This window comes from Enterococcus moraviensis ATCC BAA-383 (assembly GCF_000407445.1).
GTDB lineage: Bacteria > Bacillota > Bacilli > Lactobacillales > Enterococcaceae > Enterococcus_L > Enterococcus_L moraviensis.
In genome coordinates, this window is record NZ_ASWB01000002.1 from 570,358 (window position 1) to 591,309 (window position 20,952).

Below are 20,952 nucleotides of genomic sequence, written 5' to 3' on the forward strand. Positions count from 1 at the left end.
AAGGAGGAGACACAGAAATGGATTGTTTAACTGTCAATGTGGTGACTCCTGATGGATTGGTTTATGATCATCATGCAATGATCGTTGTTGCAAAAACAACAGATGGTGAAATTGGGATCTTGCCTAAACATGCACCAATCATTGTTCCTTTAGCGATCGATGAAGTTCGTGTAAAAAGAACAGACTCTGATACACACGTAGATTGGATTGCGGTCAATGGTGGCATTATGGAAGTTCGTGATAATGTAGTGTCAATCATTGCTGATAGTGCAGAACGTGAAAGAGATATTGATGTAAGCCGTGCAGAACGTGCAAAACAACGAGCTGAACGTATGATTGAAAAAGCGAAAGAAAATGCAAATACGGATGAACTACGCCGTGCAACAGTTGCTCTTCATCGTGCAATCAATCGAATCAATGTGTCAAAACATACGTAAAAAAATAAAAGGAACTGAGGCAGATTTTAAAGTCTCAGTTCGCTTTTTCTTTATAAAAGTTATACATACATATATTCTTTTGAAAAAATTAAGAATCTTTATTTTTTGTTTTCAGTTATTTGTGATAAACTAATTTTATGTACTTAGTGGAGCTGCGACAGCTTTGCCAAAAATAAACTGTAACGGTTAGCAAAAAAACAGGGATAGTTGTTTTTATCGAAGTGAAACATGCCTATTATCGTTTTGAGGTTAACTAGTTTCATGAGTTACGCTTTAAATAAAGGAGAGTATCTATGCAATTTTTTGGTCTTGATGCAGTGATTCGAATCATCTGCCACATGATGTTTATTTATGTGAGCTTTTGGGCGATGCAATCAATTAGAATAGAACAGTTCTTCAAGGCTCATCAAACCTCTCAAGTACGGTTACTGATCGTTCTGTTTTCAATCGTTATCGGATACACGGTAAGCTCGTTTTTCTTAGAGTTTCTTGCGCTATGTCGCAACTTATTTATTGTTATTTTTCCATAAGGATCGATGAATAAAAAGAAAAGGTACTAATTGTTGACAAATAGTGGTATAATAGAAAAGATTTTGGATCGAAGCATCCAATTCTAACTTTTTTGGGGGGAACAAAATGGAACAGATTATTGTTCATGGTGGTAACCAATTAAAAGGAACTGTGAAAATTGAAGGGGCTAAGAATGCAGTATTACCAATTTTAGCAGCGACCCTTTTAGCAGAAGAAGGAACAACAACATTAAATAATGTACCGATCCTGTCTGATGTCTTTACAATGAATCAAGTAATCAAACATTTAAACGTAGATATTGAATTTAATGAAGAAGAAAACCAAGTCACAATAGATGCAACGCAACCGTTAGGTATCGAGGCTAATTATGAGTATGTTAGTCAAATGAGAGCCTCAATCGTTGTTATGGGTCCTTTATTGGCTCGTAACGGTCATGCAAAGGTTGCTATGCCAGGTGGATGTGCGATTGGTAAAAGACCGATTGATCTACACTTAAAAGGTTTCCAAGCGCTTGGCGCAAAAATCATCCAAAAAAATGGCTATATTGAAGCCATTGCAGATGAATTGATTGGAAATACGATTTATTTGGATTTCCCAAGTGTAGGTGCCACTCAAAATATTATGATGGCGGCTGTCAAAGCAAAAGGCATGACAGTGATCGAAAATGTTGCTAGAGAACCTGAAATCGTCGACTTAGCGAATATCCTGAATAAAATGGGCGCTAAAATCGTTGGTGCTGGTACTGAAATGATGCGTATCGAAGGTGTGGACAAACTTCATGCAGTTGAACATTCGATTGTTCAAGATCGTATCGAAGCAGGTACATTCATGGTTGCAGCTGCGATGACTGAAGGTGATGTGTTGATCGAAGAAGCGATTCCTGAGCACAATCGTCCACTTATCTCTAAATTGACTGAAATGGGTGCTGTCATCCGTGAAGAACGTGGTGGTTTACGTGTTATTGGTCCTAAAGTAATTAAACCAACTGATATCAAAACATTACCACATCCTGGTTTCCCAACAGATATGCAGGCCCAAATGACTGCAATGCAAATGGTAGCGGACGGTTCAAGTGTAGTAACTGAAACTGTTTTTGAAAATCGTTTCCAACACCTAGAAGAAATGCAACGCATGAATGCTGATGTAAAAATAGACGGAAATATCGCTATTATTAATGGTACTCAAGCATTACAAGGTGCAGCTGTAGAAGCTACAGATTTACGTGCCGCTGCTGCTTTGATTTTAGTAGGATTACGTGCGGAAGGTATTACTCGTGTATCACATTTAGAATATTTAGATCGCGGTTACTATAAATTCCATGAAAAACTTCAAAAATTAGGAGCTAAAGTGGAACGAGTAAACGACGAAAAAGTGACAGAAAATAAACTGTCGCCAGTTAGCTAAAAGGGGAAATAGATATGAGTTCGACACGCTATATCATAGTGACTTTGTTGAAAGTTTTAGTAGTGATTGCCTTAGTGATTATTTTATTTGTTGCCGGTACAATGATCGGTTATGGAGTAGTCGGTGGAGGAAATCCAAAAGATGTGTTCAAAGAAGAAATTTGGGCTCATATTCTAGACTTTTTTTAATACGTATTCATACAGTATAAATCCAAACGAATTTTTCGTTTGGATTTTTTTGCTAAAAATAACTGTAGTTATATCGCTATATTTCCTGGTTTTTTCGTAAAGATACTGTAATATAAGGTTTTTTCAACCATTTATTTGTACGTTTATTTAGATTATTGGGTAAAAATATAACATAAAGAGGCAGCATGTACTTTTTTTATTTTTCTAATGTAAAAAAATAAGAAGCTGATTTGATGGGCGTAAGCAAAGGTGTATTTGCTAAAATTACTAATAAAAATATGAGAATATTTCCAATGTAACAAAGAGTAAAACGCTTTCTAAGATGCTGTAACGTACGTTTAATTAAATAGTAACCATCTTCGTTATATCACGTGCTATCATAGCTTTCGTACGAATTTTAGGGAGGAAACTTTTCAATGAAGAAAAGATGGTTACCAATTTTATTTATCATTTCTTGCTTTGTTACGGGATCAGTAATTCCAGTTTATGCAGCAGAAAATAAAAATAATGAGATCAAAGGGTTAACGAATTATACAGTTGTGTCGGAAGAGGCAGCTCAAGAGTTGTCTAGCACAATGATCCATTCATTGACAGATGGCAAAGCGTTTAATTTAGTTAAGACAGACATTGTAAATAAAGAAAAAATCAAAAAAGAAAAAGCTGCAAAAGCGAAAGCAGAAAAAGTAAAGAAAGAACAAGCAGCAAGGGCAAAAGCTGAAGCGGAAAATAAACAAGCTGCGAATGATAAACCTCAGGGCCAAACTATGATGATGGAAGCTACGGCATACTCTTGTAACGAAGGCTTCATTGGTGGTGGGAATCTGACCGCAATGGGACAAGATTTACGCGTAGATCCTATGGCAATAGCTGTGGATCCAAGTGTGATTCCCTTAGGGACAAAATTATATGTCGAAGGGTACGGAGAAGCAATTGCTAGTGATACTGGTGGGGCAATTAAAGGAAACATCATCGACCTTCATTTTTCTGATGTTGCGGCCTGTATCAACTGGGGTAGAAGACAAGTCGCAGTCACGATCTTATCTTAATAATGATTAATAGTTAAAACAAAAAGCTGAACGAGACAAATAAAGTCTGGTTCGGCTTTTCATTTTGCAAAGACCAAATTATCAACTAAGAAAAAAAGTTATATGTTATAATGAAGAGTGATTAAGTGGAGAAGGAGCGATACGCGGATGAAAGCAATAGTTACTGAAATTGGTGTTCGAGCACTAGATGAAAAAGAGCCGATGATCATACTTTTTGGTGAAAGTGCCACAGAAGGTTTAAAAGAATATTCGGTGATCCAAACGTTTCAAGAAACACACACTTTGGAATTAAAAAAAGGGGATTTATTAAAGATCGATAAACAAGAATATACGATCGATTATGTGGGTCCTTTTGCTAATGATAACTTAAATAGTATTGCCCACGTGACTTTGGTTTTTGCTGATGCGCCCAATGATGATGCCATTGTGAATGGGTTGTATCTTACGCCTGATGCGTTTCCAACAATCAAAGTCGGAACGACGATAGAATATGTTTCTCGTGGAGTGTGATTGAATGGAAAAAGAAAAAGATAAACGCTTTTCTTGGTTTTGGCGTTGGTTTTTAAATAACCAAGTAGTAACAGCCTTATTGATTGTACTTTTGATTTTACTGATCTTATTGGTTTTCACAAAGGTATCTTATTTATTTAAACCAGTTTGGCAGTTTATCGGAGTTGTAGGACTACCCTTGATCATGGCTGGGATTTTGTATTATTTAATGAACCCAGTTGTTGATTACTTAGAGAAAAAACAAGTACCTCGTATTTGGAGTATAGTTGGACTATTTATTATCGTGATTGCTTTGATTATTTGGGGACTTGTTGTGATTGTTCCAAAAATTCAAGAACAGACCATAAGTTTTGGTAATCATTTTCCTCAATACATCGATACGATCGATAAGAAAATGCAAGAGATTTTAGGAGATCCTTTCTTTGCTCAGTTCCGTAGTCAACTCGAAGATATGGGAGATAAACTGATCAGCTCATTAGGAGATATCATCCGTAATATTTCTACGTTTACGGTTCAAGGTTTAGGGAGTTTTGTTGGTGCGGTGGCTACAGTTGTTGTGGCGATCATTACAATGCCGTTTATTTTATTTTATCTATTGAAAGATGGCAAACAACTAGCGCCTTACTTGATGAAATTCTTACCGAATAAAATGCGCAAACCTACATTAAAAGTCTTAGGAGAGGTCAATTCACAAGTCTCTTCTTATATTCGAGGTCAGTTGACAGTCGCTTTTGCAGTAGCGGTAATGTTTATTATAGGTTTTTCATTTATCGGACTAGATTATGCAATTACTTTAGGGATAACAGCTGGGTTTCTTAATTTGATTCCTTATCTTGGTTCGTTTTTGGCAATGGTTCCAGCAATCTTTTTAGGAATTGTTGGCGGTCCTGTGTTGCTCGTTAAAGTGTTGATTGTTTTCGTGATTGAGCAGACAATTGAAGGACGGGTTATTTCTCCATTAGTATTAGGGAGTCAGCTAGATATTCATCCTGTAACGATTTTAGTGGTGCTGTTGACATCTGGAAAGTTATTTGGTGTTGTGGGTGTTATCTTGGGTATACCCGTTTACGCTGCAGCTAAGGTCATAATTACGCATATATTTGAATGGTATAAAGATGTTTCAAGTTTGTATCATGAAGAAGAAGTAAACAAACTAGAATAAAAAAGGGATAAGCTTTATAACGCTTAGCGTTATAGCTTATCCTTTTTTGTATGATTAAAATGTTTTACCTAAAGCTGTAGCTTGGTCCATTGCAGCACCTAATAATTCTTCAGCTTTTTCTGGATGGTGGTCGATTCCTTCGATGAATAATTGATCAACGTCAGAAACACCAATAAAATTCAAGATTCCTTTTACATATTGAGAAGCAAAATCTTGTCCTTCATAAAAGCCACCATTTGATTGGATGTGTAATGCTTTTTTACCATTCGTTAAAGGTTTAGGACCTTCTTCTGTATATTTGAACGTTTTACCAGCTACATTGATTGTATCAACCCATGCTTTTAAACGAGTAGGTACATTTAAATTCCATAAAGCATTAGCAATCACTACTTTATCTGCTCCAAGAAATTGGTCTGTTAATTCGTTAAAACGTGCAACTTTTGTTTGTTGGCTTTCGTTTAAAGCTGTAAATTCAGTACCAGTGCGTAAGGCACCCCAGCCAGAAAGTAATTCTTCGTCGATTTCTGGAACGAAGTCAGCGTAGACATCCAGAACATCGATCTCGTCAGTTGGATTTTGAGCTTGATAGCTTTCTAAAAATGTTTCTAACGCGCGTACAGAACGTGATTCTTCTTTAGTAAGTGGGTGCGCTTTAACTACAAGTAATTTTGACATGTAAAATCTCCTTTGAATACCGAGGTATCATTATTTATGAACAAAAACTATTTTACTAATAAAAAGTAAGAAAATCAATGTTTTTGGGTAAAATTCTTTAAAAAACAAGTATCTAATGATTGAATAGTTGTTTTAATAATAAAGAAAGCATAGATAGCTATTGATTTAAATCGTGCGTCTCTTCTTAATGATTGTTAAAACATTTTTTTACTTGTTTATTGAAAAGGGTTGCAAATAAATAAAAATAATGTTATGCTTTGCATGTAATGAGGATTGTTACTGTTCGGCAGGCAAAACCTGAATCTTCCATAGTAGTTTATTTGGGCGGATTCTAGGTTTTTTTCATTTGTATTTGTAAAAGTGAGGGTCATCATGAATATTGAAAAAATTTTAAACAATAATGTCGTCATGACAAAAAATGAATCAGGTGAAGAAATTGTCTGTATGGGCCGAGGACTGGCATTTCAGAAAAAAATTGGAGATGTGATCGATCCAACTTTTGTTGAAAAAGAGTTTGTCCTTAAAGATTCTATCACCTCAGGACAGTTTCAACAGTTATTTGCAGATATTCCGTTAGAAGAAGTAGAAATCGTAAAAAAAATCGTAGATATAGCTGAGGAAGATCTTGGGATCGAGCTATCCTCTAATATTTACTTAACATTAACGGATCACGTACACTATGCGATCTTGAGAGCGAAAGAAGGCCTTGAGATGCCTAATCCTTTGATGTTTGAAACAAAAAAGTTTTACCCAAAAGAATTTGCGATTGCTAGAAAAGGTGTAGCCTTGATCAAGGACAAATTGAACATCGATTTTTCTGAAAGCGAAGCAGGTTTTATTGCATTTCATATCGTCAACAGTGAACAAGCCAATGGAAATATGGAAGTAACAATGTCAGCGACTGAAATGGTACGAGACATTTTAACAATCATTAGCCGTTATTTTGGTAAACCATTTGATGAGGATTCATTAAATTATCAACGGATCGTGACGCACTTACAATATTTTGCGCAACGTTACTTGCAAAATGAAGCACACGATGAGGAAGATGACTTCTTATATGAGTTGATCCAAAGTAAATACCCAAAAGCTTTTCAGTCAGTACAAAGAATCAACGATTATCTTGTAAAAAAATACCAAAAGCCAATCGACAAAGCAGAACAAATTTATTTGACCATTCATATTCAACGAGTGGTCGGCGAAAAAAAGGCTTAGTATTTCACTTTTTGTTATTAAAATTTAGCTTTCAATCGAAGCGGATTGTTACTGTTTAGCAGGCAAAACCTAGATTGAAAAAACAAATGATTCACTGTTACCTTTTTTGGTACGTGGAGAAAATCATTGTTTTTTCAGTTTAGGTTTTTTTATATAAAAAATTAAGGAAAAGAGGCATATAAAATGAGTAAAAATCAAGAAATTGCAGAACGTGTCTTAGGACTCGTTGGCGGAGAAGAAAATGTGAATAGTGTTGTCCACTGCGCGACACGCTTACGTTTTAAATTAAAAGATGAGGAAAAAGCGAACACGGAACAATTAAATCAAGATCCTGATGTGATCCAAGTGGTTCGTAGTGGTGGGCAATATCAAGTTGTAATCGGAAGCCATGTCAGTGATGTTTATAAAGAGTTAATGGCACATAGTGGTTTAGGTGATGATGATACTGAAAGAGACGAAGGACCAAAAGGCAATATTTTTAATCAATTGATTGATATTATTTCTTCTATCTTTACGCCTTTCCTTGGTGCGATGGCTGGAGCTGGGGTTTTAAAAGGCTTCTTGACACTTGCTGTGACATTGAATTGGTTGACTGTTGAATCTGGTGTTTATGTTGTTCTTTTTGCAATAGCAGATGGGATTTTTACATTCTTACCAATTCTACTAGCATTTACTGCAGCAAAAAAATTCAAAACAAATCAGTTTTTGGCTGTCTGTCTAGCAATGGCGCTTGTTCATCCTAGCATTACTGCTTTAGCAGGACAACCTCTGACTTTTGCTGGTATTCCTGTAATTATTGGGGCAAGTGCCTATACATCTTCTGTTATCCCAATTATTTTAGCAGTTTATGTTCAAAGTTATGTTGAGCGTTTCTTTAAGAAAGTCATTCCTTCTTTCTTGCAAATTATTTGTGTTCCTTTAGCGGTATTCTTAGTAATGGCGCCAGTTACGTTTATTGCAATTGGTCCAATCGGTACAGTTTTAGGTGACTTATTAGGAAAAGGGTACAATGGTATTTATGGCTTTAGTCCAATTATTGCTGGAGCTGTAATGGGTGGTTTATGGCAAGTATTTGTTATGTTTGGAATGCACTGGGGCTTTGTGCCAATCATGATGCTTAACCTATCACAAGCAGGTGGTGGAGTTGACACAATGGCACCAATGTTATTACCAGCTGTTTTAGCTCAAGGTGGGGCAGCATTAGCAGTCTTCTTTATGACAAAAAACGTAAAATTAAAAGGATTGGCTCTTTCATCTGCAATGACATCTGTATTTGGGATTACTGAACCAACTGTTTATGGTGTAACATTACCACTTAAAAAACCATTTATCGCAGCATGTATCGGTGGTGCTGTTGGTGGAGCATTTATCGGGTTCAGTCATGTTCAAAATTATGTGTTTGGTTTGATTAGCTTATTAAGCTTACCAGGCTTTATTCCGCAAGATACAAAAGATACATCTGGTTTGATCGCAGCAGTTATCGGAACAGCAATTGCATTTGTGATTGCATTTGTATTAACGTTTATTTTAAAATTTGATGATAAAACAGAAGCTAGTAATGAAACAGTTAAGAAAGAAAACAATACTAGTTTAGAAGCGCAAAATGGGAACAAAGGTGATAAAATTGTTTTAACAAGCCCAATTACTGGTACAATCGTTCCTTTAGATAAAGTCGAAGATCAAGTATTTTCATCTGGAGCATTAGGTAAAGGAATTGCAATTGAACCAACATTAGGTGAGCTTTATGCACCTGCTAATGGAGAAATCACAACCCTATTTCCAACTGGTCATGCCGTTGGGATCACTACAGAAGACGGTGCGGAAGTATTGATGCATATCGGTATGGACACAGTTGAGATGGATGGGAACGGATTTGAAATACTAGTCAAACAAGGCGATAAAGTGAAACAAGGAGATTTATTAGTTAAATTTGATATTGAAAAAATCAAAGCAGCTGGTCATCCTATTGTGACACCAGTTGTGGTTACAAATAGCGGAGATTATTTAGATGTGTTGGATATGGATCAAACTGACGTATTGCATGGTGAGGATTTCTTAGCAATTGTCCGTTAATTAACGTTAAGTTTACACATGACACTAGTAAGATTAGCTAACAGAACGTGCTTAATCAGCTTTTAAAATGAGGAGGAATATATATGTCAACAAAAACAACTGCATTTCCAAATGGATTTTTATGGGGTGGGGCAACTGCAGCCAATCAATTAGAAGGTGCTTATCGTTCAGACGGTAAAGGACTTTCTGTAGCAGATGCAATGCCTGGTGGCAAACAACGCTTCCAAATTTTAGGTAGTGAGACATTTAATTGGGAAATTGATGAAGATAAATTTATTTATCCAAATCATCGCGGTATTGATCATTATAACCGATTTAAAGAAGACATTGCGCTATTTGCAAAAATGGGGTTCAAATGTTACCGTTTTTCAATTGCTTGGACTAGAATCTTTCCTAAAGGTGATGAAGCAACTCCAAACGAAGCTGGATTAGCTTTTTATGATCAAGTGATTGACGAGTGTTTGAAGCATGGTATTGAACCTGTTATCACTATTTCTCACTATGAAATGCCGTTACATTTAGCGAAAGAATATGGTGGTTGGAAAAATCGTAAAATGATCGATTTCTTCGAAAAATATGCAACTGTTGTGTTAACACGTTATGGAAAAAAAGTGAAGTATTGGATGACATTCAACGAAATCAATTCTGCTTTCCATTTTCCAGCACTAAGCCAAGGAATGGTCAAAGCGACTGGTGCAGGCGATTATCAAAATGTTTTCCAAGCATGGCATAATCAATTTGTTGCTAGTGCTAAAGCAGTGAAAATCGGTCATGAAATCAATCCAGAAATGCAAATTGGTTGTATGATCATTTACGCGACAACTTACAGCATTGATGCAAATCCAATCAATCAAATGGCAACGTTAGAACAGAATCAAGAATTTAATTTTTACTGTACAGATGCTCAAGTTCGCGGAGAATACCCAGCATATCAACAACGGATGTTTGATAAATATGGTGTATCTGACTTAGAAATTGGTGCAGATGATTTAGAATTAATGAAAAAATATGCAGTAGATTATATCGGTTTTAGTTACTACATGTCTTCAGCAGTCAATGAAACAGCTGTAGAAGAAGATACAGTCGTAGGAAACTTATTAGGCGGTGTACGCAATCCATTCTTAGAAGCAAGCGAATGGGGCTGGCAAATTGATCCAGAAGGATTGAGAATTGCATTGAATGAATTGTATGATCGTTACCAAAAACCATTATTTATCGTAGAAAATGGTCTAGGTGCAATCGACAAAGTGGACGAAAACTTTTATGTAGAAGATGACTATCGTATTGATTACTTACGTCGTCACATCGAAGCGATGTCAGATGCAATCAAAGATGGCGTTGATTTAATGGGCTACACACCTTGGGGCTGTATCGATTTAGTGAGTGCATCAACAGGTGAAATGAGTAAACGTTATGGTTTTATCTATGTTGATTTAGACGATAATGGTGAAGGTACGATGAATCGTTATGAGAAAAAATCATTTAATTGGTATAAACAAGTGATTGCAACCAATGGCCAAAATCTAAAGTAAAAGTAAATAATGAAATCAGAGTTAAGATGTAACTATTCTAGTTATGTCTTAGCTCTATTTTTTAGTAGAAAATAATACTTCATCATTCTTTAAAGAGAAAAGCAAATGAGGCGTGTATAATCAATACCTCATTTCTTTACAATTGAAGACGAGTTCTCATTGTTGTATAGTAAGTTAATAAGGGGGAATGAATAATGAAGGTCAAAAAACTAAACCATCCTTTCTTTGTCATTATTGGTCCTAGTGGTTCTGGAAAGACGAAAGTAGCAGAGGCGGTTTTTCCAATAGCCTATAAAGTGATCTCCCATACTACCCGACCCATACGAAAAGAGGAAATTGCGGGTGTAGATTATTATTTTGAAACAAAAGCCCAATTTGAGCGTTTATTAAATTCTGAAGCATTAGCAGAACATGATATTTATCATAAAAATCAATATGGTGTAGGAGTCGCTGAGCTGATCAATAAAACCAGAGATCATTATGCCTATGATGTTCTAACAATCAAAGGGTTTCAGGCGATAGAAAAACAATTTGGAAAGATGGTAATTCCGATTTTTTTAGAAGTTTCTAAAAAAAATGTATTATTACGATTACAAACGAGAGAAGATGATGAAACCATCATTGCTCAGCGAGCGGCATTATATGATAGAGAATCTAAAAATAAAAAAATAGTAACTAGCTATACACCTCATTTCATAATTGATGGAAACCAATCATTTGAAGAGGTTGTGAACGATGTAAAAAAAGTTGTAAATGAAGTGATTAAAGAAAACTAGCGAAAATCATCGTATCGTTTAGTAGCGCTTAGCGACTAAGAGTTTAAAGAGAATTGTACGGAATTTGGTTGCTTTTTCATTTTAGGATGCTATAATGACATAGTTTTATATGACGGAGTGTCATACTTGGGAAAGGAATGCATTAAATGCCAAAAAAGACTTTTTTTCATTTGCCTGAAGAGAAACAGCTTAGGCTATTGGATGCTGCTTCAATCGAATTTTCTAGAACCTCTTTGAAAGAAGCCTCAATCGCTAATATTGTGAAGCTAGCAGAAATACCAAGAGGCAGTTTTTATCAGTACTTTGAAGATAAAGAAGATCTTTATTACTATTATTTTGATCTATTGAGACAAGATAGTAAAAAGAATATTGAACAAGCTATCAAAGAAGCAGAAGGCGATTTATTTGAAGGAATCGATAATTATTTTTCAAAAATGATTTTTGAAGTGTTAATAGGGCAACATTCACGCTTTTATCAAAATCTTTTTATGAATCTGGATTATTACGCAACGAATCGAGTTTCTCCCCATGTTACACCAAATGATAGAAAGAGTGAGACATGCCAAGAAAAACGGGATGAATACTCAATTTATAGACAAATCGACCTTACCAAATTGACGGTTTACGATGAGCAAGAATTTAAAATGTTGATGCAAATGCTCATGAATATTGTTTTTTCTTCAATAACGGAAGGGTATCGTAAACTTGAAGAAAATTCTGAATATGACATTGAAGAAATCATTCGTCATTTTAAGACAAAGTTAAATTGGTTGAAAAAGGGTGCTTGTAAATAGTAAAAAAATTAAATATAAAAAAGACTAGAATGGAAATTAAAGAATTAATTTCATTCTAGTTTTTAATTGTTTTAAAAGTCAGAATAGATGCACAATTACAAAAATGTCACTTGTAACGCATAGAGAATAGTGTTTAAATGAAAGAATAGGATCTAAAAATATAACAAAGCAAAGTGAAAAGGAGATGAGTGGAAGACTTATGAAAAAGAAAACAATGATTATTGTAGGGATAGTTTTATTGGTACTGATTGGTGTTTTTCTAGTGCCAACTCTATTCGGTGGCGGGAAAGAAAGTAAGGAAGAAATGAAAACGATTGCCGAAGATTTTGGAATTGATTATTTTGAAGTCCCTGATATTGAACAGGTATACATCAATGGTATTGTTCAGCCAGAACAATCAGAATCATTTTCAAAAGATACAAAAATGACTAGTATTCCGGAAATAAAAGTGAAAAATGGGGATGTTGTTGAGCCAGAAACAGAACTATTTACGTATGAGGATAAAGAGGTTACAAAAGAAATCGAAGCCCAAAACAATACGTTAAGTAAGCTGGCTACAAAAAAACAGAATATATACAATAAATGGAATCGAGCAATTGATAATTTTAATAAAACGAAAGAAGAAGATCGAACGACAACAGGAGCTGCGATTGAAGAGCAACATCAAGCGGAAATCGATGGAGTAGATGAAGAAATTTTTTTCTCCAACGAAACGATTGCTGACTTGTCAACAAAACAATTTATTTCAACGAAAGCAAAATTTAAAGGTCGAGTATCAATTCCAGAAGTCAAGGATGAGAATGCACCAGTTCTTCGTTTAACCTCAGATGGCTTATATGTTGCTGGAAAAGTAAACGAAAAAGATTTAATGAAAATAGCTGTCGATCAAAAAGCGAATCTTTCGGTGGTTTCAAGTGGAACAACCGTTACAGGTAAGATTTCATATATTGATGATAATCCACCAGAAGCACAAGGAAATCAAGCACAAAGTGAAAATGCAAATGCAGAAGCTTCAATGTCGACTTATGATGTAAAATTAGCACTTGATAGTTTAGAGGGCATCAAAAATGGCTATCATATGCAAGCGACGATCAATATAGGGGAAAATAAGCCGATTGAAGTTCCTAAAAAAGCAATTCATGATCAAGATGGGAAAAAATATGTTTTAGTAAATGACTTTGGTTCGGTTATTCGTCGCGATATTCAAGTAGGCGAAGAAAAAGGGGAAAATATGGTGGTCCATTCAGGCTTAGAATCAGCGGATCGGATTATTGTTTCATCGAAGAAACAAGTCAAAGAAGGCGATCTAATCGGAGAAGCTAGTGAAGAAAATGGCGAAGCAACATCCGCTGCTAAAGAATAGGAGGAGCATATATGATGCAACAAGAGCGAAAACCGCAACCTCTCATTCAAATGCAAGGGATCAATAAATATTTTCCTGTTGGGAAAGAAAAATTGCATGTATTAAAATCATTGGATTTGACGATCAATGAAGGTGAATTCATTATGATCATGGGAAAATCTGGAAGCGGGAAAACGACTTTGATGAATATCATTGGCTTTTTAGATCGTGTATCTGATGGCAATTATATGTTTAAAGGAGAAGATGTTTCTAAGCTGTCTGAGAATAAGAAATCTGAGTTTCGAAATGAATATCTTGGCTTTATTTTTCAACAATTTTTTCTGATCAATTCTTTGAATGTTAGTCAAAACGTGCAGTTGCCCTGTGTTTATGAAGGGAAAAAAAGCAATGAAGAAAAACGTAAAGTCGCTGAAAAATATTTAGAGTTAGTTGGTTTAGGTGAAAAGACAAAAGCAAAGGTCAATGAACTATCAGGTGGACAACAACAACGTGTAGCAATTGCCCGTTCTTTGGTCAACGATCCTCTTTTGATCATGGCAGATGAGCCGACAGGTGCGCTGGATAGTGAGACTGGAACGGAAATCATGGAGTTGTTGACAAAGCTAAATCGACAGGGGAAAACGATTGTAATGGTTACACATGATAGTGATATGAAAAAGTATGCTACTAGAGTGATCCATATGAAAGACGGTCGTTTTCTTGAAGAAGAGGTGATTCAATGATCTCAAATTTACTGATTAGTACATTGTTGAGTTTGCGAGCGCATAAACTTCGAGTTTTTCTAACGATGATCGGAATTATCATTGGAATTACCTCCGTTGTAACGATTTCGACCCTTGGAGAAGGAATGAAAAAACAAGTAATGTCAGCAACAAGTACTAATACGAATCTAGTCAAACTTCATTACACAATGCAAGAAGAGAGCACCGATGGCATGATGACGTATGAAGAACCCGACTATAGTTTTTCCAGAGTTGACCTAAAAAAAGTAAGAGATATCGAAGGTGTGGAAGCAATTTACCCTCAATATGGGGATGGTTTGATGGGTGATAACCTGGATACTCAATTGGACTATTTTGGCGCTAAAGCGAATTTAATGGTTACGTCTAATAGGGGTCAAAATAAAGTGAAATATGGACGAGATTTTGATGAACGAGATAGCAATAAAGACGTAATCATATTGAATCATGATGTTTTTGATATGAGTTTGAAGATGGGTGACCCAGGCGAATTGATTGGCAAAGCGGTATCCATCAATGGCTATATGTATAAGGTGATTGGAATTTTAGAACCATTTGATTATGGGGCATTAGACAACACTGAAGCGATGTCTTTAGATTGGAATATTGTTTATAGTAGTTTTGTTTCAAGAAGTTCATACAATAAACTAGCTATGTCAAAATCAATTAGTGGCATCAACTTTAAGTTGAAAGATGGAGCAGACAAGCAAGCAGTGATTACACAAGCTGTGACGACTTTAAATGAAAATCATCCAGATGTTAAAGGGATTTTTAAAGAAAATGATTTAGATCAAAAAAATCAACAACAAATGGAAGAAGCAATTGGCGGGATTACTATGTTCTTAATGGCGGTCACAGCGATCTCTTTGCTGGTTGGTGGAATCGGTGTAATGAATATCATGTATGTCTCCGTTACAGAAAGAAAACGTGAAATTGGTATTCGCAGAGCAATTGGAGCAAAACCAAGGATGATTTTAATGCAGTTTTTACTGGAAGCGGCGTTTATTACGTTACTTGGAGGATTAGTCGGAGTTGGGTTGGGCTATCTTCTTTCAAATTTAGTAGGTGGCTTTGTGGATATTGTTCCAGTTATGACACCAGCGATTTTTGTAGTATCAACAGTCGTGTCTATTCTTACAGGGGTTGTATTCGGAATCATTCCGGCCATTAGTGCATCAAGAATGGATCCAATCAAAGCAATTTATAATTAAACATTTGACTAAATAATGGGCAATAAAAGATGATTGAATTGGATATTCAGCATCTTTTATTGTTTTATTATTTTCGAATGGTCTACCTTAAAGTAGCACAGACTTCTGCATTTATATTTTTTAATTGGTCTAGCGTGAAAATATTTTTTTCTCAAAAATTTCCTATATTTGTTATTATTTTGAAAAGAGCATTTGCTTGCTGAATTTACAGGACATGTTTAGAATAATTATAGGGAGACATTCGGAGGGGGAAGACGAATGGAAAAGTTTCAATTATCAGAAGATGTATATGTGAAAACGGTTGCGATTCTGGTGAAAGATGTAGAGGAAATGGTTAACTTTTATAAAAATGTTTTGGGGTTTATTTTAAAGTTAGAAGAAAACAATTTATCTATATTCGGTTCGCAAAAAAAAGATAGTCGGTTACTAATATTAGAAGAGGTAGAATCTGAGCAAGAACAACTAGATTTTTCAAGCAGTGTTGTTTGCTTTTCTTTACTGATTCCAACGGAGGAAGAGTTTGGGAGTCTTTTAAGGCGAATCACAGCGCATAACTATCCAATTAAAGCATCGATTAGAAAAGGTCAGCGACAAAGTATTTTGTTAGAGGATCCAGAGGGCAATGAATTAGAAGTTAGCTATCAAGGAGAGTCAACACGATGCAAAGATGTATCAGAGATTCTTGATATAGAACCTTTGATAGAACAAAGTAATGTTTTATATTCAAGTCTTTCAGCGGATGTTCGCTTTGATCGAATCAAATTGCGGGTAGTAGATAAAGCAACACATGCTTTTTTTTATAATCATATTTTAGGAATGAGCTCTGAAGAACAAGTAAAAGATAAACTATCGATGAATGAGGGGAAATTTGAAATTCATTTAGACGATTCAAAAAACGCGCAAAAACATAGTGTTGCAGTTGAAAAGTCTTTGGGAGTGGACTTTTTTGTTTTAACAGTCAATCATGAAGAAGAAATAAAACGGTTAAAACAGCATTTAGAAAAACAAAAACAAGACTTCTTTGTGGATAAAAAATTAACGATTTTAACTATTTATGATCCGAGTCAAATCGAGTGGTGGTTTGTTAGAAATTAGAAAAGATATTGAGGAAAATAATCTATGTATAAAAAGACAAAACAAAAAATCAAAGAATTGATGGATGACGGGATTTTTCCTGGGGCCAGTTTTTCATTCATGACGCAATATGAGACTGAGGATCATACATGGGGAATGGCGCAAATTGTGCCGGCTGAGGAACCATTGTTGCCATCGATGCTTTTCGATGTAGCTTCTTTAACGAAAGTCATTTGTACAACCACTGTTGTATTACAATTGATGGAATCAGAAGTGATTGATATTGATAAGCCTTTTCAAACCTATTACACTACTTTTGAGGACGAAAAAATCACAATCCGTCATCTGTTGACACACACGTCTGACATTCAAAGCTACATTGAAAATAGAGACGCATTGACAAAAAATGAGCTACAAGAGGCATACAACCATGTTCGTTCAGGAAAGGAATTAGGAAAGAAAGTTGCCTATACTGATACTGGAACGATTTTACTTGGATTTATGTTGGAAGCATTATTGGATAAAGAAGTGATTGAAATTTTTAGGGAAAGAGTTTTAGCGCCTTTAGAGATGACCGAAACGACATTTTTACCTGAAGATCCGACTAAAATCGTCCCAACAGAAAATCATCCAGTGAGAGGACTTATTCGAGGACAGACTCATGATCCAAAAGCGTTTGTTTTAGCAGAACATGCTGGGAATGCAGGCTTATTTACTAATTTGACAGATTTGAAAAAATTTATATCAATGTACTTAAATAATGGACAGTTTCAAGGAAATAAAGTATTAGAACGTCATACGCTTTATTCATTATTGCTTGATCAAACTCCTGATAAATGTGGTCGTCGTTCTTTAGGGTGGGATTTAAAAAAGGATCTGGCTGGAAATGAGCTTTTATTTCATACTGGTTATACAGGAACTTTTGTGTTGATCGATCTTAAAGAAAAAGAAGGGTTTGCTTTTCTTTCCAATCGTGTTCACCCAGTGGATAATCGAAAAGAGTATATCGAAAAAAGAGATGAACTTATTGATATTTATTTAAAAGAAAAAATAACATTCAAAGATGAATCGCTTTCTTTTTAGTGGTATAATTGACGAGTATAAATGGAAGGGAGTCTCTAAACTATGCAGGAACCTTTATTTTTAAAACCAGTTTTTCAAGAAAAAATTTGGGGAGGAGATCGTTTACACACTGTATTCGGTTTTGATCTACCAAGTAATAAGATTGGAGAAGACTGGGCGATCAGTGCGCATCCACATGGTGTAAGTACCGTAGAAAATGGTGTGTTTTCTGGTCAAAAACTAGATGAACTTTGGACGAATCATCGTGAATTATTTGGTAATGTTAAGGGCGATGTGTTTCCTTTATTGACGAAAATTTTAGATGCTGAAGATGATTTATCTGTACAAGTACATCCAGATGATACTTATGGATTGGCTCATGAGGGTGAATTAGGAAAAACGGAGTGTTGGTACATTATCGACGCTGAACCAGGCTCAACGATCATTTATGGACATAATGCTAAGAGTAAAGAAGAGCTTGAAGCGATGATCAAAGAAGAGCGCTGGGATGATTTACTAAAAAAAGTTCCAGTGAAAAAAGGAGACTTTTTCTATGTGCCAAGTGGCACGATCCATGCAATTGGCAAAGGGATCATGATTTTAGAAACCCAACAAAGTAGTGATACGACTTATCGCGTCTATGATTACGATCGTAAAGATGATCAAGGACAAACAAGAGAGCTGCATGTCCAACAATCAGTAGATGTAACAACAGTTCCCGCAAAAGATGCTCAATTGTCGATTCAACAACAAAATCAAGGTCAATCAAGCATTATTACGTACTTGAAAACACCATTTTTCAACGTTTATGAATGGCAAGTCAAAGGTATATTGAATTTGAAGAAAAATGCACCGTATACATTAGCAACAGTGATTGATGGTATTGGTCATTTGGTCATTGAAGAGGTAGAGTCGGCAAAAACGGAACGCTATGAATTAGCTAAAGGAACAAGTTTTATTTTGCCAAATGATATTACGAAATGGCGTGTTGAAGGTGAATTAACGATCATTGCTTCAGAGCCAGGAGTAGAGGCATAAAGTGTTAGAAAAAAAGTGTTAGGAAATTTTCCTAACACTTTTTTTTATGTTGTTGGAACCATTTCTTGTGGGACATCAAATGGTTCGTTGTATTTTTTTTCTAAAGCAGTTTTGATTAGGCGGATTCCTAAATTTTCATTACGTGCTAGAATCGGTCCGTGGAAATAAGAGCCAAAGACATTTTTATAAATCACACCTTCAGAACCATCTTCGCTATTGTTTCCTTTTCCTTTAATTACATTGCCTAATGGGCGTTCTCCTTTACCTAAAAAGGTTCGGCCGTTGTGATTCTCAAAGCCATAATAGGTTTCATTAAATTCTTCATTATGGATCACGATATCACCAATATAACGGTTATTATCTTGACTTAATGTATAATGATCCAATGCACCGATCCCGTGGATTTTTTCTCCTTTAGCTCCCATGTAATAGTGGCCTAATAGTTGAAAACCACCACAAATAGCAAGCATAACGCCATCGTTTTCAATATATTCAGTTAAAGACTCTTTTTTTGTTTGGATGTCGTCTGAAATGATCAACTGCTCGAAGTCTTGACCACCACCAACAAAAACGAGATCATATTTATTAGGGTCGAATGGTTCATAAATACTAACGATTTCAGAGCGGAAAGTAACATTCATTTTTTCGGCAAGGTATTTTAGCATAAGTAAATTACCATTATCGCCATACGTATTCAGTAAATTCCCATATAAATGACATACAACTAATTCTTTAGGCATTTTTTTACCTCATTCCTAATTTATCTTTTTTCAAAAGGCTAGCTGTTAATATACCCTTTTGCAGCAAGTGATTTACGTAATTGTAAAACTGCTGTATACGTAGCTAAAATATAAACATGTTCAGTCGGTAATTCTTTGATAGCTGTAATTACATCGTCTAAGTTAGGGATTTCTTTTAATTTATCTTCTGAAATTCCTGCAACTTTCATACGTAAAGCCATATCTTGATGGCGATCACCACCAGCGATCACTTCTGGAATGTCCATTTGAGCGAATGCTTCATGGTCCCCATCCCAAATCCAGCTAACATCGATACCGTCTGCGTAATTCGCATTTAGTAATGAGACGAGAGAGAATGAATAAGGAGCCAGTCTCATCATGTCGATTACTTGGTTTAACCCAACAGGATTTTTAACTAAAATTAATGTACATAATTTGCCTTCGATGTTGATTGTTTCCTGACGACCAAAAACTTTTTCATCATAGCTTAGACCAGCTTTGATTTTTTCAGGGGCAACACCATAATGTTCTGCTACAGAGGTTGCAGCCAAAGCGTTATATACATTATACATACCGCCAACGGCAATGCTATACTCGCCGCCATCGATCACAAATTTAGCTGACGTATTATCCATTTCAACCATTTCGGTCAATTGGACATCTAATTCAGGGCGGTGGAAGCCACAATTAGGACAATAGTATTTACCTAAATTTGCGTAAGTAATCATTTTATAATGTAAAATATGATGACAGTTTGGACAAAGTAGCCCGTCTGTATTGTAATGAGCCATTTGTTCTTTATCAGGCATATGATTAAAACCATAATATTTTCTTGGATTCACCGTCTCAACCGAATTAAAAATCGGCGAGTCACCATTACAGAGAATCGGTGCATTTGGTGCTGCAGATGCACCGTCAACAATTAATTTATAAGTGGTATAAATTTCACCATAGCGATCCATTTGGTCACGGAAAATATTTGTAAATAAAAATAGTTTTGGTTCAATATATTTTGTGACACGGCTCAAACTAGCTTCATCGATTTCTAGAACGGCGAATTTCTTCTTAGCACCTTTATTTTTTGCAGATAAAAAAGTTGAAACAATTCCTTGTTCCATATTCGCACCAGTTGGATTGGTCAGCACATGATCAAATTCTTGTTTTAAGATATTTACTGTTAAAGCAGTCGTCAACGTTTTCCCATTGGTTCCTGTAACAACAATGATTTCATAATCTTTTGCTAAAGTATCCAAAATTTTCGGATCGATTTTTAATGCTAATTTTCCAGGGTAGCTACTACCTCCCTTGAAGAAAGTTTGTAAAACCCATTGTGAAGTTTTTCCAGCGGCAATCGCTACATGACTTCTGATTCCCATAAAGT

21 protein-coding genes are annotated in these 20,952 nt (G+C 35.5%); 18 read left to right on the forward strand and 3 right to left on the reverse strand.

Annotated elements, in window-relative coordinates:
- Window positions 1-17 precede the first annotated feature (17 nt).
- The 7 genes from I586_RS08700 to I586_RS08725 all read left to right on the forward strand — a co-directional run bounded on the left by I586_RS08700 (window position 18) and on the right by I586_RS08725 (window position 5,278).
- Window positions 18-437 (forward strand): F0F1 ATP synthase subunit epsilon, encoded by a 420-nt coding sequence (locus tag I586_RS08700; RefSeq protein WP_010765514.1) that lies wholly within the window; start codon window positions 18-20, stop codon window positions 435-437.
- A 293-nt stretch (window positions 438-730) separates the two neighbouring features.
- Window positions 731-967: a DUF1146 family protein gene (locus tag I586_RS08705; RefSeq protein WP_010765513.1), complete on the forward strand. Its 237-nt coding sequence runs from the start codon at window positions 731-733 to the stop codon at window positions 965-967.
- 106 nt (window positions 968-1,073) lie between these two features.
- Complete coding sequence (murA, locus tag I586_RS08710; protein ID WP_010765512.1) at window positions 1,074-2,372, forward strand: UDP-N-acetylglucosamine 1-carboxyvinyltransferase; 1,299 nt, start codon at window positions 1,074-1,076, stop codon at window positions 2,370-2,372.
- A 14-nt stretch (window positions 2,373-2,386) separates the two neighbouring features.
- Window positions 2,387-2,560, forward strand: coding sequence for a DNA-directed RNA polymerase subunit beta (locus I586_RS17105; protein WP_010765511.1), 174 nt, complete (start codon window positions 2,387-2,389; stop codon window positions 2,558-2,560).
- A gap of 416 nt (window positions 2,561-2,976) precedes the next feature.
- On the forward strand, window positions 2,977-3,606 hold the full coding sequence (locus I586_RS08715) for a 3D domain-containing protein (RefSeq protein ID WP_010765510.1): 630 nt from the start codon (window positions 2,977-2,979) through the stop codon (window positions 3,604-3,606).
- A gap of 147 nt (window positions 3,607-3,753) precedes the next feature.
- A complete protein-coding gene (locus tag I586_RS08720; RefSeq protein WP_010765509.1) occupies window positions 3,754-4,116 on the forward strand; it encodes a PTS glucitol/sorbitol transporter subunit IIA in 363 nt (120 codons plus the stop codon).
- 4 nt (window positions 4,117-4,120) lie between these two features.
- A complete protein-coding gene (locus I586_RS08725; RefSeq protein ID WP_010765508.1) occupies window positions 4,121-5,278 on the forward strand; it encodes an AI-2E family transporter in 1,158 nt (385 codons plus the stop codon).
- A 54-nt stretch (window positions 5,279-5,332) separates the two neighbouring features.
- Here I586_RS08725 and I586_RS08730 read toward each other — a convergent pair whose 3' ends face one another.
- A complete protein-coding gene (locus tag I586_RS08730; protein ID WP_010765507.1) occupies window positions 5,333-5,953 on the reverse strand; it encodes an FMN-dependent NADH-azoreductase in 621 nt (206 codons plus the stop codon).
- Between the two features lie 372 nt (window positions 5,954-6,325).
- Between I586_RS08730 and licT the strand changes: the two genes are divergently transcribed.
- The 11 genes from licT to manA all read left to right on the forward strand — a co-directional run bounded on the left by licT (window position 6,326) and on the right by manA (window position 18,831).
- The gene (gene licT / locus I586_RS08735; protein WP_010765506.1) at window positions 6,326-7,168 is read left to right on the forward strand and encodes a BglG family transcription antiterminator LicT; all 843 of its coding nucleotides are present in this window, start codon (window positions 6,326-6,328) and stop codon (window positions 7,166-7,168) included.
- A gap of 183 nt (window positions 7,169-7,351) precedes the next feature.
- A complete protein-coding gene (locus I586_RS08740) occupies window positions 7,352-9,241 on the forward strand; it encodes a beta-glucoside-specific PTS transporter subunit IIABC (RefSeq protein ID WP_010765505.1) in 1,890 nt (629 codons plus the stop codon).
- A gap of 83 nt (window positions 9,242-9,324) precedes the next feature.
- Window positions 9,325-10,773: a glycoside hydrolase family 1 protein gene (locus I586_RS08745; protein ID WP_010765504.1), complete on the forward strand. Its 1,449-nt coding sequence runs from the start codon at window positions 9,325-9,327 to the stop codon at window positions 10,771-10,773.
- Window positions 10,774-10,967: 194 nt separating this feature from the next.
- Window positions 10,968-11,549, forward strand: coding sequence for a nucleoside/nucleotide kinase family protein (locus I586_RS08750; protein WP_010765503.1), 582 nt, complete (start codon window positions 10,968-10,970; stop codon window positions 11,547-11,549).
- A 146-nt stretch (window positions 11,550-11,695) separates the two neighbouring features.
- Window positions 11,696-12,343 (forward strand): TetR/AcrR family transcriptional regulator, encoded by a 648-nt coding sequence (locus I586_RS08755; RefSeq protein ID WP_010765502.1) that lies wholly within the window; start codon window positions 11,696-11,698, stop codon window positions 12,341-12,343.
- 199 nt (window positions 12,344-12,542) lie between these two features.
- Window positions 12,543-13,706 (forward strand): efflux RND transporter periplasmic adaptor subunit, encoded by a 1,164-nt coding sequence (locus tag I586_RS08760; protein WP_010765501.1) that lies wholly within the window; start codon window positions 12,543-12,545, stop codon window positions 13,704-13,706.
- A gap of 11 nt (window positions 13,707-13,717) precedes the next feature.
- Entirely contained in the window at window positions 13,718-14,428 is a 711-nt protein-coding gene (locus I586_RS08765; RefSeq protein WP_010765500.1) for an ABC transporter ATP-binding protein, read from the forward strand.
- Window positions 14,425-15,657 (forward strand): ABC transporter permease, encoded by a 1,233-nt coding sequence (locus I586_RS08770; RefSeq protein ID WP_010765499.1) that lies wholly within the window; start codon window positions 14,425-14,427, stop codon window positions 15,655-15,657. Before I586_RS08765 ends, I586_RS08770 begins: the two co-directional genes overlap by 4 nt.
- Window positions 15,658-15,915: 258 nt before the next feature.
- The gene (locus I586_RS08775) at window positions 15,916-16,752 is read left to right on the forward strand and encodes a VOC family protein (protein WP_010765498.1); all 837 of its coding nucleotides are present in this window, start codon (window positions 15,916-15,918) and stop codon (window positions 16,750-16,752) included.
- A 24-nt stretch (window positions 16,753-16,776) separates the two neighbouring features.
- The gene (locus tag I586_RS08780) at window positions 16,777-17,814 is read left to right on the forward strand and encodes a serine hydrolase domain-containing protein (protein WP_010765497.1); all 1,038 of its coding nucleotides are present in this window, start codon (window positions 16,777-16,779) and stop codon (window positions 17,812-17,814) included.
- A 42-nt stretch (window positions 17,815-17,856) separates the two neighbouring features.
- A complete protein-coding gene (gene manA, locus I586_RS08785; RefSeq protein WP_010765496.1) occupies window positions 17,857-18,831 on the forward strand; it encodes a mannose-6-phosphate isomerase, class I in 975 nt (324 codons plus the stop codon).
- Between the two features lie 44 nt (window positions 18,832-18,875).
- Here manA and I586_RS08790 read toward each other — a convergent pair whose 3' ends face one another.
- Complete coding sequence (locus I586_RS08790) at window positions 18,876-19,571, reverse strand: type 1 glutamine amidotransferase (RefSeq protein WP_010765495.1); 696 nt, start codon at window positions 19,569-19,571, stop codon at window positions 18,876-18,878.
- A gap of 38 nt (window positions 19,572-19,609) precedes the next feature.
- On the reverse strand, window positions 19,610-20,947 hold the full coding sequence (locus I586_RS08795; protein WP_010765494.1) for a Mur ligase family protein: 1,338 nt from the start codon (window positions 20,945-20,947) through the stop codon (window positions 19,610-19,612).
- Window positions 20,948-20,952 lie beyond the last annotated feature (5 nt).